The sequence below is a fragment of the Brachybacterium halotolerans subsp. kimchii genome, assembly GCF_020792675.1.
In the GTDB taxonomy this organism is placed as follows: Bacteria; Actinomycetota; Actinomycetes; order Actinomycetales; family Dermabacteraceae; genus Brachybacterium; species Brachybacterium halotolerans.
Window position 1 is genome coordinate 3,272,546 of sequence record NZ_CP086254.1, and the last position, 14,072, is coordinate 3,286,617.

At 71.4% G+C, this 14,072-nt stretch carries 12 protein-coding genes and 1 tRNA gene; 2 read left to right on the forward strand and 11 right to left on the reverse strand.

Annotated elements, in window-relative coordinates:
* The first annotated feature begins 26 nt into the window (after positions 1-26).
* Together Bra3105_RS14625 and Bra3105_RS14630 are read left to right on the forward strand one after the other, a co-directional pair.
* Positions 27-815, forward strand: coding sequence for a ThuA domain-containing protein (locus tag Bra3105_RS14625; protein WP_228357437.1), 789 nt, complete (start codon positions 27-29; stop codon positions 813-815).
* A complete protein-coding gene (locus Bra3105_RS14630) occupies positions 805-2,037 on the forward strand; it encodes a Gfo/Idh/MocA family protein (RefSeq protein WP_228357439.1) in 1,233 nt (410 codons plus the stop codon). The genes Bra3105_RS14625 and Bra3105_RS14630 overlap by 11 nt, the downstream gene beginning before the upstream one ends.
* A 65-nt stretch (positions 2,038-2,102) precedes the next feature.
* On the opposite strand, the gene Bra3105_RS14635 is transcribed toward Bra3105_RS14630, so the two are convergent.
* The 11 genes from Bra3105_RS14635 to Bra3105_RS14685 all read right to left on the reverse strand — a co-directional run bounded on the left by Bra3105_RS14635 (position 2,103) and on the right by Bra3105_RS14685 (position 14,068).
* Positions 2,103-2,178, reverse strand: a tRNA-Arg gene (locus Bra3105_RS14635).
* A gap of 126 nt (positions 2,179-2,304) precedes the next feature.
* Positions 2,305-3,366: an LppM family (lipo)protein gene (locus tag Bra3105_RS18505; protein WP_267061805.1), complete on the reverse strand. Its 1,062-nt coding sequence runs from the start codon at positions 3,364-3,366 to the stop codon at positions 2,305-2,307.
* A 216-nt stretch (positions 3,367-3,582) separates the two neighbouring features.
* Positions 3,583-4,425, reverse strand: a complete 843-nt coding sequence (locus Bra3105_RS14645) for an SGNH/GDSL hydrolase family protein (protein WP_228357440.1) — start codon at positions 4,423-4,425, stop codon at positions 3,583-3,585.
* On the reverse strand, positions 4,422-4,811 hold the full coding sequence (locus Bra3105_RS14650; RefSeq protein ID WP_228357442.1) for a cell division protein CrgA: 390 nt from the start codon (positions 4,809-4,811) through the stop codon (positions 4,422-4,424). Before Bra3105_RS14650 ends, Bra3105_RS14645 begins: the two co-directional genes overlap by 4 nt.
* Positions 4,812-5,015: 204 nt before the next feature.
* Positions 5,016-5,669 carry an anthranilate synthase component II gene (locus tag Bra3105_RS14655; RefSeq protein ID WP_228357447.1) on the reverse strand — a complete coding sequence of 218 codons (654 nt, stop codon included), beginning with the start codon at positions 5,667-5,669 and terminating at the stop codon, positions 5,016-5,018.
* On the reverse strand, positions 5,662-7,845 hold the full coding sequence (gene pknB / locus Bra3105_RS14660) for a Stk1 family PASTA domain-containing Ser/Thr kinase (protein ID WP_228357450.1): 2,184 nt from the start codon (positions 7,843-7,845) through the stop codon (positions 5,662-5,664). Before pknB ends, Bra3105_RS14655 begins: the two co-directional genes overlap by 8 nt.
* On the reverse strand, positions 7,842-9,401 hold the full coding sequence (locus Bra3105_RS14665; protein ID WP_228357452.1) for a serine/threonine-protein kinase: 1,560 nt from the start codon (positions 9,399-9,401) through the stop codon (positions 7,842-7,844). The genes pknB and Bra3105_RS14665 overlap by 4 nt, the downstream gene beginning before the upstream one ends.
* Entirely contained in the window at positions 9,398-10,843 is a 1,446-nt protein-coding gene (locus Bra3105_RS14670) for a peptidoglycan D,D-transpeptidase FtsI family protein (RefSeq protein ID WP_228357453.1), read from the reverse strand. The genes Bra3105_RS14665 and Bra3105_RS14670 overlap by 4 nt, the downstream gene beginning before the upstream one ends.
* On the reverse strand, positions 10,840-12,261 hold the full coding sequence (locus tag Bra3105_RS14675) for an FtsW/RodA/SpoVE family cell cycle protein (RefSeq protein WP_228357455.1): 1,422 nt from the start codon (positions 12,259-12,261) through the stop codon (positions 10,840-10,842). Before Bra3105_RS14675 ends, Bra3105_RS14670 begins: the two co-directional genes overlap by 4 nt.
* Positions 12,261-13,568 (reverse strand): Stp1/IreP family PP2C-type Ser/Thr phosphatase, encoded by a 1,308-nt coding sequence (locus tag Bra3105_RS14680; RefSeq protein WP_228357456.1) that lies wholly within the window; start codon positions 13,566-13,568, stop codon positions 12,261-12,263. Before Bra3105_RS14680 ends, Bra3105_RS14675 begins: the two co-directional genes overlap by 1 nt.
* A complete protein-coding gene (locus Bra3105_RS14685; protein WP_200502629.1) occupies positions 13,565-14,068 on the reverse strand; it encodes an FHA domain-containing protein FhaB/FipA in 504 nt (167 codons plus the stop codon). Before Bra3105_RS14685 ends, Bra3105_RS14680 begins: the two co-directional genes overlap by 4 nt.
* Positions 14,069-14,072 lie beyond the last annotated feature (4 nt).

The following is a 14,072-nucleotide window of genomic DNA, read 5'->3' on the forward strand; positions in this document are numbered from 1 at the left end:
CCACCATGAGACGAAGGAGTCGCGCGATGACCCTGCGCATCACCGTGTTCGGCGAGAACCGGCACGAGAAGGTCGACGAGAGAGTCCAGGAGCTCTACCCCGAGGGCATGCACACCACGATCGCGGGTGCGCTGACCAGTACGCTCGGGGCGCTCGGCGAGGACGTCGACGTGCGCGTCGCCCTGCTCGACGACATCGAGGAGTCCCTGAGCGAGGAGGTCCTTGCGAGCACCGACGTCCTCACCTGGTGGGGCCACATGGCCCACGACGACGTGCCCGACGAGGTCGCCGAGCGCGTGGTCCGCCACGTGCGCGAGGGCATGGGCTTCCTGCCTCTCCACTCCGCGCACTACTCCAAGCCGTTCCGACTGCTCATGGGCACCACCTGCAACCTGCTGTGGCGCAACGACAACGACGAGGAGCGGGTGTGGACCGTGAGCGGCTCCCACCCGATCGCCCGCGGCGTGCCGCACCCGATCGTGATCCCCGGCCAGGAGATGTACGGCGAGATGTTCGACATCCCCGCGCCCGACGAGCAGGTCTTCATCTCCTCCTTCAGCGGGGGAGAGGTGTTCCGCTCGGGCTGCTGCTTCTACCGCGGCAAGGGACGCATCTTCTACTTCAGCCCCGGCGACCAGGAGTACCCCGTCTACCACCAGGCGGAGATCCAGCGCGTGCTCGCCAACGCCGCTCTCTGGGCCCGTCCCCAGGAGGACCGCGAGCGCGCCGCGATCAAGATCGCCAACGCTCCGCGGGACTGGTTCCGCGAGGGCGCCCGCACCGCCGAGGGCGAGGAGATCACCCGTGTCATCTGATCTGCGCGAGAGCACGGCGGCCGACGGGACGCGCGCGGAGGCGAGCACCTCGGACGCCGTCGCCGATCCCAACGCCGCGATCGCGAACTCCGCGGGGCAGCGGCCCCTGCGGGCCGTCGTCGTCGGCGCGGGCGGGATGGGGAAGTGGTGGGCTCGAGTGATCGCCTCGAGCCCGGTGACCGAGCTCGTGGGCGTCGCCGACCTCGTCGAGGGCATGCCCGCGCAGTCCATCGCCCAGTCGGGCGTCGAGGACCCCTCGGCCGTGGCCGTCGGCACCGACGGCGTGGACCTCGCCCTCGAGGTGGGCGCCGACATCCTCATCGACCCGACGGTCCCCGTCGCCCACCACCCGGTCACCCGCAAGGCCCTGCACGCGGGCATCCCGGTGCTCGGCGAGAAGCCGGTGACCGAGACGCTGCCGGAGGCGCTGAGCCTCATGGCCCACTCGGAGCTCACGGGAGTGCCGTTCATGGTCTCCCAGTCGCGTCGGTTCTTCCCGCAGGTGCGGGAGCTGCGGCGCTTCGTCGCCGAGCACGGGCCGACAATCCTGACCAGCGCCTTCTTCAGCCTGTTCACCGAGCACGAGGGCTTCCGCGCCACTCAGCAGCACCCGCTGCTGCGGGACATGGGCATCCACGCCTTCGACACCGCCCGCTACATCACCGGAACGGACCCGCTCGCGGTGACCGCGCACGGCACCAATCCGCAGTGGAGCGTGTACGCGGGCGACGCCACCGTGAGCTGCACCTTCGAGATGAGCGGTGGCTCCCTGTTCGTCTACAACGGCACCTGGAACGCGCGCGGCCTGCCGACCTACTGGAACAGCGAGTGGCGCATCGGGGCCGAGCAGGGCACGGCCACCTGGGACGGGAAGGGCGTGCCGCAGCTCGGCACCGAGGACGAGGAGCGCACCCGCTCCCTGCAGTCGGCCCTCGAGCAGGCGCTCGCCGAGCCCGAGCCCGACCAGATCGACGCCTCGATCATCGAGTTCGTGACCGCGCTGCGCGAGGGCCGCACCCCCATGTGCGAGGTGCACGAGAACATCCTCAGCTTCGCGATGGTCGAGGCAGCCGTCGCCTCCGTCGACCGCGGCACGCGCGTGGTGATCGACGAGTTGCTCGAGGAGGCGCGCACCGAGGCGATCGCCGCGGAGGACGATCCCGAGGCCCGCGACATCCTCCGGTCCTGGCCCAGCGTGCGCGAGGCGATCGCGCGGGGCTGAGGGCGAAGGAACCGTGCCCCGACATGCGAAAGGCCCCGTCACCGCAGGTGACGGGGCCTTTCCGCTGGTGCGCCTGGAGGGATTCGAACCCCCAACCTTCTGATCCGTAGTCAGATGCTCTATCCGTTAAGCTACAGGCGCTCGTCGGCGTGACCGACCTCAGTAATACTAGTCGGCCCCGGTTCGCCGCGCCAATCGAGAGGCCGTGAGCCGCCTCACGGCCTCTCGAAAAGCGTCACGGGTGACCGCACACCCGCGCGCCGAGCCTCAGCTCTGCGGCGGACGGCTCCACGGCTGCTCGCCGTCGGACCCCTGCCCCGGCTGCTGTCCCCAGGGCTGCTGGCCCTGCTGGTTCTGCTCGCCCTGCTGACCCTGCGGGGCCGGGGGCTGATTCCACGGCTGCTGGCCCTGCGGAGACTGGGGCGCCTGCTGGCCCGGGGCCTGGCTCCACTGCTGACCCTGCTGGCCCTGCTGGCCGGGCGCCTGGTTCCACTGCTCACCCGGGCCGCCCTGCTGCGGGTTCTGGCCCTGGCTCGGGCCCTGGCCGCCGCCCGGGTAGCCGGAGCCGCCGGGGTAGCCGCCGTTGCCGCTGTTCCCGCCGAAGTCACCGCCGTTGCCGAAGCCGCCCGCCGGTCCGCCGAAGCCGCCGGGGCCCGCGCCGTTCTGGGCGTTGTTCCTGCGGCGCGAGCGCACCACGAAGAACACGATCAGCGCGATGATGATCAGCACGATCAGCAGCACGACGATCACCGCGACGATGAGGATGATCAGGCCCGCACCGATGCCGCCGGCCTTCGCGGTGATGTCCACGCCCTTGCTCATGTCAGCGGCGTCGGTGATCGTGACCGTCTTGCCGTCGACCGTGCCCACGTTGGACTCGATGACCTTGCCCGGGAAGGAGAAGGTGACCGTGAGGTCGAGGTCGCTCGCGGTGAATCCGCTGCTCGAGGGATCGAAGGAGGAGTCGGGCGAGATCTTCAGGTGCAGCTCGCCATCGCTCTCGTCGATCGCGAAGCCCGACCCGAAGTCCTTCTTCTCGACGGTGCCGGAGATCTTGCAGCCCCACATGTCGTCCTCGGTGTAGGGCTTCCACGTCGCCTGGCCGAACTCGCCGGAGTCCTCGTCCTCGAGGCCCTTGCACAGCTCGTCGGCGGAGCTGAACTCGCTCTCGACGTAGGACTTCTCGACGGCCATGTCGAAGTCGAGCTCGTAGCTGTCCGCGCTGGTGATGTCGAAGTCCGCGGTCACCCGTGCGCAGCCGGCCACGAGCAGGAGGAGAGGAAGGAGGAGGAGCGCGGCGAGCCGTCGCCGCAGGGAGAGGGAGTGCATGGTGGCCCCGTTGTCGAAGGAGGTGTGCGGCGCGGAGACCCCGCGCCTGCGGGCCGCCGACCAGTGCGCTCGGTGCAGCCCGTTGCCCATACCCTAGATGCCCTCGTGCGGGAGCGCAGTGGGGAGAAGTACCCATCGGCCGACGGAGCGGCGGGACCATGCCGCGATCCCGCGACGTGGGACGGCACGGCCCGTCGGCCCGCCGTGCCCCTGGACCTACCGGTCGGAGGCGGAGGTGCCGGGAGGCATGGGGCGACCGAAGACCGGTGCGGCCGACGGCCTCTTCGGCCGCACCGCGTCGCCCGAGGACTGCCTCCGCAGACGACGCACCACCCACGGCCCGAAGTGCACGCGCGCCCAGTGCAGGTCCTGCTGGCGGGCCTCGCGCCACGGGCGCGCGGTGGGGTCGCCCAGGTCATGGGGCTGCAGCGCATGCTCGACGCCCAGAGTGTCCAGCACGTGCGCCGCGATCGTCAGATGGCCCTCGGGGGAGAAGTGCAGGCGGTCCTCGGCCCACATGCCCTCGTGCGTGAGCGAGCGCAGCGACCACAGATCCACGACCGCGGCGCCGTGGCGCTGGGCGACCGAGCGCATGTTCTCGTTGTAGATCGCGGTGCGCCCGCGGATCAGGTGGAACACGGGCGTCGAGCCGACGTCGGGCCCGGTCCACAGGATGATGGTCGCGCCGGTCTCGGCGAGGCGGCCGACGGCCGTGTCCATCGCGGCGGCGATCTCGTCGGGGTCGCGTCCGCGGATCACGTCGTTGCCGCCGGCGAAGATGCTCACCAGGTCCGGCTCGAGCGCGACCGCGGGCTCGATCTGCTCGTCGATGATCTCCTGGTAGAGGCGTCCGCGGATCGCGAGGTTCGCGTACTCGAAGCCCGGGACCGAGCGGCCCAGCTCCTCGGCGACGCGATCGGCCCAGCCGCGATGGCCGCCGGGAGCATCCGGATCGGGATCGCCGATGCCCTCCGTGAAGGAGTCGCCGAGGGCGACGAAGCGGTGCCAGGGCTGAGCGGATCCTGTGCCGTGGTCCGGGAGCGGCGGGGGAGTGCTCACTTCCAGAACATGAGCGTGACGCCGCCCATGGCGAGCACGCCGAAGCCCACGAGCAGGTTCCAGTCGCCGATCGGGAGCGGCAGCGTCGCGCTCGAGAGGTAGTAGGTGACCAGGTAGATCAGGCCCACGATGAGCAGGACCACCGCGACCGGGGCGATCCAGTTCGGGGTGACCGCGGGCGCGGCGACGCGGCGGCCGCGGCCCGTGCTCTCGGCGGCGGGCCGGCGGCGCTCGGAGATCGCGTCCTTCGCCTTCTCATGGGTCTCGTCGGTCGAGGGCTTCTCGGCCCTGCCGCGCTTCACGGGCTCGGATCCCGCGTCGCCCGCGGTGCGCTTCGCGGGGTCCGCGTTCTTCCGGTCGCGATTGCTGCGCTGGGTTGCGGCCATGCGATGCTGCTCCGTTTCCGACGGGGGACGAGGTCAGGGGAGGTGATCAGAGGAGGGGATGCCGGCCCCAGGGTATAAGGCCCGCCTGGACGGCGCGACCGGGGCCGTATGACCGGGGCCGTGCGGGCTGGACCGGGCGCCCTGGACCGTGCGACCGGCTCCGCCGGATCCGAGGTCCGCGTCCGGGGTCCGCGCCCGCTCGTCTCAGGACGGCGCGAGCAGCGGGGCGAGCCCCTGCGAGCGCACGCGCGCGTCGACGCCGTCGCACAGCTCGAGGAACCGCGCGAGGATCAGGTGGCCGTGCTCGGTGAGCACCGACTCGGGGTGGAACTGCACCCCGTGCAGCGGCAGCTCGCGGTGGGCGAGGCCCTGCACGACCCCGTCGGCCGTGCGGGCGGTGACCTCGAGGACGTCGGGCACCGTCTCCGGGACCACCGTGAGCGAGTGGTACCGGGTGGCCGTGAAGGGACTGGGCACGCCCGCGAAGACGCTCCTCCCCTCGTGCTCGACGACACTCGTGCGCCCGTGCATGAGCTGCGGGGCGTGGGTCACCGTGCCGCCGAAGCACTGGCCGAGCGCCTGATGGCCCAGGCACACCCCGAGCATCGGCACCGCGCCGTCCGCGCAGGCGCCGATCACGTCGAGGATGCGCCCCGCGGTCGACGGCGTCCCCGGCCCCGGGGAGATCAGCACGCCGTCGAACCCGCCCAGGTCGATCGCGCCGTCGGGCCCCTGCGGCACCTCGTCGTTGCGCACGACGGTCGTCGCCGCCCCCATCTGCTGGAGGTAGCCGACGATCGTGAAGACGAAGCTGTCGTAGTTGTCGACCACCAGGATCCGCGCGGTGGGCTCAGCCATTGTCACCGCCCTGATCATCGCCCTGGTCTCCGTCATCGCCGTCCGACGGGGTCGGGCTGTCGCTGTCCGAGGGGGTCTCGGAGTCGCTCGGGGTGTCCGACGGGGTGTCCGTGGGGGTGTCCGACGGCGTCTCGGAGGTGGGGGTGTCCGAGGGCTCCTCGGTCTTCTCCGGTCCGGTCGAGACGTACACGGTCACCGTGGCGCCGGGCTTCACGGACGTGTTCGGCGTGGGATCAGTCTTGATGACCGTGTCCTTGGCGACGGAGTCGTCGGACTGGTAGGTGACCTTCACGCCGAGGTTCTTGGCGCCGAGGGTCTTGCGGGCCTCGGACTCCGTCTGGCCCACGACGTTGGGCATCGAGATGTTCCCGGGGGCCTTCGCGACCACGATCTGCACCGTCGAGCCGACCTCCGCGGTCTTCCCGTCGCCGCCCGTGGGCGTCTGGCCGGTGACCGTGCCCGGGTCCTCGTCGTCGGACTCCTTGGTCGTCGCGTCGACCTCGAAGCCCTGGTCCTCGAGGGTCTTCGTCGCGGTGTCCTCGTCGAGGCCGGTCACGTCCGGCAGCTCCGCATCGCCCGAGGCGAGGTTCACGGTGACCGTGTCCCCGGCCTCCGCGTTCGAGCCGGAGGCCGGATCCTGCCCGACGACCGTCCCGGCCTTCTTGCCCGCGACGTCCTTGGGATCGCCGATCTCGATGCCGAGCCCCAGGTCGTCGAGCTTCTTCGTCGCCTCATCGCGGTCCATGCCGGCGAGGTCCGGGACCTCGACCTGCTCGGGTCCGCTGGAGACGGCGACCTTCACGGCCGTGTGCTCGTCCACCTCCGTGCCGCCCTCGGGATCGGTCGAGATCACGTCGCCCTCGTCGACGTCGGAGCTCGCCTTCTTCTCGAACGTGCCGGTGAGGCCCTCGCTCTCCAGCTCGGACTTCGCCTGGGCCTCGGTCATGCCGACGACCTGCGGGACCGCGACCTGCTTGGGGCCCGTGTTCCACGGCTGCCAGAGGGCCAGCGCCGCCGCGATCACGGCGAGCACCGCGACGATGATCAGCACGATCAGCCAGACGGGGCGCTTGGGCTTCTGCTCGAGCTCCTCGCCCGGCTCGTCGGCCGATCCGGCGCCCTGCATGCCTGCGCCCGCGGCACCGGCCGCGCCGGCCCCGAGGGCTCCGGCTCCGGCGGCGGCCGCGACCGGCGCGCGATGGGTCTGCGTCGCTCCCGCGGACGCGGGCAGCGCCTCGGTGCGGTCGTCGACGGGGCTGAGCACCGTCGTCGCCTCCGCGTCGGAGGTGGGCTGGGGGTCCCCGGCCACGAGCTGCGGACGACGCCCGGCGATCACCGAGGCGATGTCGCGCGCGAAGGCGGTGGCCGAGGGGTAGCGGGTCTCGCGGTCCTTGGCCAGACCGGTGAGGATCACCCGGTCCACTTCGGGGGTGATCGCGGGGTTGTACCGCGAGGGCGGGACCGGGGTCTCGCGCACGTGCTGATACGCGATCGAGACGGGGCTGTCGCCCGTGAACGGCGGGCGCCCCGTGACCAGCTCGTAGAACACGCACGCGGCGGAGTAGATGTCGCTGCGCGCGTCCACGAGCTGCCCGCGGGCCTGCTCGGGGGAGAGGTACTGGGCGGTGCCCATGACAGCCTGGGTCTGGGTCATCCCGGTCGCATCGGCCACCGCGCGGGCGATGCCGAAGTCCATGACCTTCACGTCGCCCTCGTCGGTGATCATGATGTTGCCGGGCTTGATGTCGCGGTGGACGATGCCCTGCTGGTGGGAGTACTCGAGCGCGGAGAGCAGCGCCTGCATGATCGTGGCCGCCTGGCCCACGTCCATCGGGTGCTCGGGGTCCACGTACTCGCGCAGGGTCTTGCCGCGCACGTACTCCATCACGATGTAGGGGATCGTGATCTCGTGCCCGGTGAAGTCCTTCGCGTGCTCCTCGCCGGTGTCGTACACGGCGACGATCGAGGGATGGTTCAGCCCGGCGGCGCTCTGCGCCTCGCGGCGGAAGCGCTCCTGGAAGTTCGTGTCGCGCGCGAGGTCGGTGCGCAGGATCTTCACCGCGACGGTGCGGTGCAGACGGCGGTCCTCCGCCAGGTGCACGTCGGCCATGCCGCCGTGCCCGAGAGCCTTGCCCAGGGCGTAGCGCCCGGACAGAATCAGGTTCTCTTCGCTCACTGTCCTACCGTCCTCGTCAAGTCGCCGATCCGGGGCGACGCGAACATCGTACGTGCATGTGCCGCGTGAGCGGCCTCGCCGCTCAGGAAGCCGCTGGGGATGATGCCCACACCCATCCCGATCGCGACGGCCGCCACCACGATCACGATCAGCAGCAGCACGAAGCCGGGCACCGTGAACGGGCCGATCCGCGAACCGGTGCTCGTGGACCGCGAGGTGCGGCCCGAGGTCGCCGTGGAGATCCCGGGATCCGCTCCGCCCGCCGGCGCTGCTCCCGAGGAGGCCGCGTTCCCGCTCCCGGCGCTCGCGCCGGGACCCGACGGTGCGCCCGGGGCGGCGGGGGAGCCAACGGACGCGGAGCCGACGGGCGAGCCGGGTCCCGAGAGCCGGGAGGCGCTCGGCGTGCGCGAGGAGCCCGAGGCGGGCATCACCGCGCGGGCGCCCGCCCCGCGAGAGCCCGAGCCCCCGGACTCGGAGGCCGACGGCGCCGAGGCCCCTGAGAGTGCCGAGGGGCCCGAGGTGCCCGAGCGGTGGCGGATCCCGCGCCGACGGTGCGTGCGCGGCAGCGGCATCGCCGCGGTGCGCGTGCCCACGGGAGAGGCCGACGGCTTCCCGGAGCCCGCGCGGTTCTCCCCGGTCGACCCGGAGGACGCGGAGCCGCCCGAGGCCGCCGAGGCCCCGGAGGCGGCCGCGCCCGCGGGGATCGCTCCGGTCGTGAAGCGCGGCTCCTCGCCGCGCTGGATCGACTCGAGGATGCGGGCGACCGCCGCCGCCGAACGGGGACGGTTCGCCGGTGCCTTCGCGAGCAGCATCATCACCAGGTGGCGCAGGTCGGGGCTGACCGACTCTGGCAGGGCCGGCGGCTGCTTCTTCACCTGCGCCATCGCGATCTCGACCTGGCTGGCGCCGGTGAAGGGGCGATGCCCCACGAGCATCTCGTAGGCGACGATCCCGAGCGCGTAGAGATCCGAGAGCGACGTGGCCTGCTTGCCCATCGCCTGCTCGGGGGAGAGGTACTGGGCGGTGCCCATGACGAGCCCAGTCTTGGTCAGCCGCGCCTGGTCCTGGCTGCGGGCGATCCCGAAGTCCGTGATCTTCATGTGCCAGTCATCGGCGTCGTCCACGAGGATGTTCTCGGGCTTCACGTCGCGATGGACGACGCCCTTGGCGTGGGCGGCGTCGAGCGCGCGGGCGAGGTCGATGAGCACCGAGACCACGCGGTCCTCGGGGAGGCCGTCGGGGTGCTCCTCGATGATCTCCGAGAGCGGCCGCCCCTTGCACAGCTCCATGACGATGTAGGCGCGGCCGTCGATCTCGCCGTAGTCGTAGAGCGCGGCGATCGTGTCGTGGCTGAGCGAGGCGGTGTGGCGCGCCTCGGCGCGGAAGCGCTTGAGGAAGCCCTCGTCGAAGGCGTACTCCTCGCGCAGCACCTTGACCGCCGTCTCGCGGTCCAGATCCTGGTCCCAGCCCTTCCACACCTCGCCCATGCCGCCCGTGGCGATCAGGGAGTCCAGGCGGTAGCGCCCCTCCAGCACCAGTCCCTTGCCGGTCCTCACTGCGAGACCACCGCCTTCATCACATCGCGCGCGATCGGTGCCGCGACATCCGCTCCGTAGCCGCCCTCCTCGACGACCACGGCCACGGCGACCTTCTTGTCGCCGCTGTCGGCGTAGCCGACGAACCACGAGTGCGGGGTGCGGCCGTCGCCCCACTCGGCCGTGCCCGTCTTGCCGCCGACCTCGACGCCGTCGATCTTCGCGGCGGTGCCGGTGCCGTCCTCGACGGTGGAGACCATCATCTCGCGCATCTGCGCGGCGTTCGAGGCGCTCAGCGGCTGCGAGTACTGCTCGGCGGAGAACGACGAGATCACCGACTGGTCGCGGGTGCGGACCTCGTCGACGAGCTGCGGGGTCATCACCTTGCCGTCGTTGTCCATCGCCGAGGCCACCATGGCCATCTGCAGCGGCGTCACGCGGTCCTCGTACTGGCCGATCGAGCTCGTGGCCAGCTGCGCGTCGTTGAGGTCGTCGCCCATGCTCGAGGGCGTGACCGACAGCGGGATCTCCAGGCGGTCGCCGAAGCCGAACTCCTGCGCCTTCTTGCGCACCTCGTCCTGGCCCAGCTCGATGCCGAGCTTCGCGAACGAGGTGTTGCAGGACTGCTGCAGGGCCTCGGACAGGGTCGAGGAGTCGTCCGCCCCGCAGGCCGTGTTCCCCTGGTTGGGGTGGTTGTACAGGGTGCTCTGGGTGTCCGGCAGCGTGAACGAGCCGGGGCCGGGGATCTTGGTGTCCTTGGTGTAGTCGCCGCTGTCCAGCGCGGCGGACGCGACGATGAGCTTGAAGGTCGAGCCGGGCGGGTAGAGGTCGCCGGCGATCGCACGGTTGGACAGGGGCCGGTCCGGATCGTCGTTCAGCTCGCTCCAGGCGGCCTCGGCCTTCTTCGCGGAATGGGTCGCGAGCGTGTTGGGGTCGTAGCTCGGGGCCGAGACCATCGCGAGCACCTTGCCGGTCTCGGGGTCGAGCGCGACGGCGGCGCCGCGGCGACCCTCGAGGGCCTTCGCGGCCGCCTCCTGGGCGTCCGGGTCGATCGTCAGCGCGACGGTCGCGCCCTGCGGGTCGCGCCCGGAGATGGTGTCCGTCAAGCGCTGGTAGAAGAGCGCGTCGGACTCCCCGGAGAGCGTGTCGTTGAGCGACTTCTCGAGCCCGCTGAAGCCGTACTGGACCGAGTAGTAGCCCGTGATCGGGGCGTACAGCGAACCGGGATCGTAGGTGCGCTGGTAGCCGTAGGCGTCGTCGGTCGCATGGGACTCGGCGATCGGCTCGCCACCCACCACGATCGGCCCGCGGTGGCGGTCGTACTGGGCGTAGACCGTGCGGTAGTTGTGGCTGTTGGCGTTGAGCGACTTCGCGTCGATCACCTGGAAGTAGGTGGTCGAGCCGAAGAGCAGCACGAAGAGCACGCCGACCACCAGCCAGACATGGCGCAGGGGCTTGTTCACGACATCGCCTCCTGTGCGCGCTGGGGATCCTCGGCGTCCTTCGAGAGCTTCTGCCGGCGCGCCGGGGCGCCCTCGCCGTCGAGGCGACGGGCAGCGGGCCGACGGGCGGCGTCGGACATCCTCACCAGCAGCGCCACGATGATCCAGTTGCACACGAGCGAGCTGCCGCCCGAGGCGAGGAAGGGGAGGGTGAGGCCGGTCAGGGGGATCACACGGGTGATGCCGCCGACGACCACGAACACCTGGAGGGCGAGCACGAAGCCCAGCCCCGCGGCGAGCAGCGTGCCGAAGCCGTCGGAGATCCCGACCGCCGCGCGCATCGCCCGCTGGACCAGCAGGATGTAGAGCAGGAGCACCGCGAAGGCGCCCACCATGCCGAGCTCCTCGGCGAGGGTCGAGTAGATGAAGTCGCTGTGCCCGAAGGGCACCATGTCGGGCCGTCCGCCGCCGGGTCCCTTGCCCACGAGCCCGCCCGAGGCCATGCCGAACAGGCCGCGCGCGATCTGCTCGCAGGCGCCGTAGTTCTCGCTGCTCAGCGGGTCCAACCAGCACGTGAAGCGGGTGCGCACGTGCCCCAGCAGGGTCGCGGCGAAGATCGCGGGCGGCACGAACATCACCGCGCCGATCACCAGCCAGCTCAGGCGGTCGGTCGCGACGTAGAGCATGGCCACGAACAGCCCGAAGAACATCAGCGCCGTGCCCAGATCGGTCTCGAACACGAGGATCGCGATGCAGAAGGCCCAGGCCGCGAGGATCGGCCCGAAGTCCGACCAGCGCGGCAGGTGGATGCCCAGCACCTTGGGGCCGGCGAGGGCCAGGGTGTCGCGGCGGGAGACCAGATAGCCGGCGAAGAAGATCGCGATGCAGATCTTCGCGAGCTCCGCGGGCTGGAAGGAGTAGCCGGCGATCCTGATCCAGATCTTCGAGCCGTACTGCTCGTCGGTGAGGAACGGGACCAGGGGCAGCAGCAGGAGCACCGCCCCGCTGACCGCGAAGATCCACATGTAGCGGCGCAGGATCCGGTGGTCGCGGATGACCAGGAGCACGACCACGGCGAGGATCGCGCCGATCACCGTCCACAGCTGCTGGCGCGAGGCGTAGGACGCGGTGGTGCCGATGTACTTCGTGACCGCCGTGTCGTAGCTGAAGATCATGGCGACGCCGATGCCGTTCAGCAGCACCGCGATCGGCAGGATCACGGGATCCGCGTACGGCGCGCGCCACATCACGGCGATCTGCAGGACCAGCACGATCACGCCGGCGCCGATCGCGACCGCGGGCAGGGCGTCGGGGATCTCGCCGTGGCGGCCCAGGCCCACGAGCGCGTAGGTGAGCACGCCGAGGCCTGCGGCGATCAGCAGCAGCAGCGCCTGCAGGACGCGGCGCGGGCGGGCGGTGTAGGAGACGACGGTGACCATCAGTCCCCCTCGTCGGTCGGGGAGGACGAGGACGCGCTGCTCGCGTCGTCCGCCGGCGGGGTCGGGCCCTCGGTCGGCGTCGTGGGCAGGGTGGTCGCGGTCTGCGACTCCAGGCGGTCCACGATCTCCTGGGCGTCGGCGAGGTCGTCGGCCGGGATCGTCGAGGTGACCTGCTGCTGGGTGATCGAGGGCAGGGAGTCCACGGGCACGTCGGTGACCTCGACCGGGTCCGAGAGCGAGACCGGGCCCAGGTCCTGGGAGATGCCGCGGTAGATGACGACGCTGTCGCCGTCGGTCCCCACGTAGTACTGCTTCTGCGACCAGGTGTACCCGGCCCACAGGGCGCCCGCGAGCACCGCGACCACGAGCACGAGGGTCACCAGCGCCGGCCAGGGTCCGCGTCGCGGCGGCTCCTCCTCGAAGTCCTCGTCGGAGTAGGGCGGCTCGGGGCTCTCGACGCGGGTCAGCGCGGCGGCGCGCGCGGCCGGCCCCGAGGCGCTCGTGGGCTGGTTGCGGGTGCGCGCGGCCGAGCCCACAATGAGCGGGGTCGTGGAGGGCGCCTCGGCGCTGCGGGGCAGGTCGTCGAGATCCACGACGTCGGCGATGATGCAGGTGATGTTGTCCGGCCCGCCGCCCTTGAGGGCGAGCTGGATGAGGGCCTCGGCGCACTCGTCGGGATCCTCGATGCCGTCCATCGTGGCGTGGATCGTCTCGAGCGACACCAGGCCCGAGAGGCCGTCGGAGCACAGCATCCAGCGGTCGCCCACGCGGGCCGAGCGCATCGAGAGGTCGAGCTCGGGATCCGCGTCCACGTCGCCGAGCACGCGCATGAGCACCGAGCGCTGCGGGTGGCGCTCGGCCTCCTCGCTGGTCAGCCGGCCCTCGTCCATGAGGCGCTGGACGAACGTGTGGTCCTTGGTGACCTGCACGGTCTCGTCGTCGCGCAGCAGGTAGGCGCGCGAGTCGCCGATGTGGGCGAGCGCGAAGCGGCCCTCCGCGCGCAGCAGCGCGGTGACCGTCGTGCCCATGCCCGCGAGCTGCGGCTCCTCGCGCGCGCGGCGCAGGATCAGCTGGTTGGCCTCGAGGATCGTCTCCTCGAGGCTCGCCACGACGTCCGAGGCGGGGGTGTCCGTGTCCAGCTGGGCGAGACGGCCCACGGCGATCGACGAGGCGACGTCGCCGCCCGCGTGGCCGCCCATGCCGTCGGCCACCATCAGCAGGTGGCTGCCCGCGTACCCGGAGTCCTGGTTGTTCGAGCGCACCAGGCCGACGTCGGAGCGGGCCGCGTAGCGCAGGGCGATGGTCATCGGGGGCCTCGCCTCAGCTCGATCTCGGTACGGCCGATCCGCACCTGCGCGCCGGGGCGGAAGGGCACGGCGCCCTCGATCTTCTTCCCCGACAGCAGGGTGCCGTTGGTCGAGCCGAGATCCTCGACCATCCACTCGTCGTCCTGTGGGAAGACGCGCGCATGGCGGTTGGAGGCGTAGTCGTCGTCGAGCACGAGCGTGCACTCGGGCGCGCGCCCGATGAGCACGGGCGTGCGGCCGAGGGTGAGGGTGGTCCCGCGCAGCGGGCCGGCCGTGACCACGAGCGCGGTCGAGATCACCGAGGGGTCGGTGCGCAGCGAGGCCGCCTGGGCGGGATCGGCCGACGGTCGCTGCTCGCGCCGCGGGTCCGGCTTCGTGCCGCGGTTCACGACCGTGGTGCCGAAGAGGTCGTTGCGCAGGATCAGCAGCACCGCGACGACGAAGAGCCAGAGCCCCAGCACCAGCGCGACGCGCAGGACGAGGATCGTCAGTTCGCTCATGCGG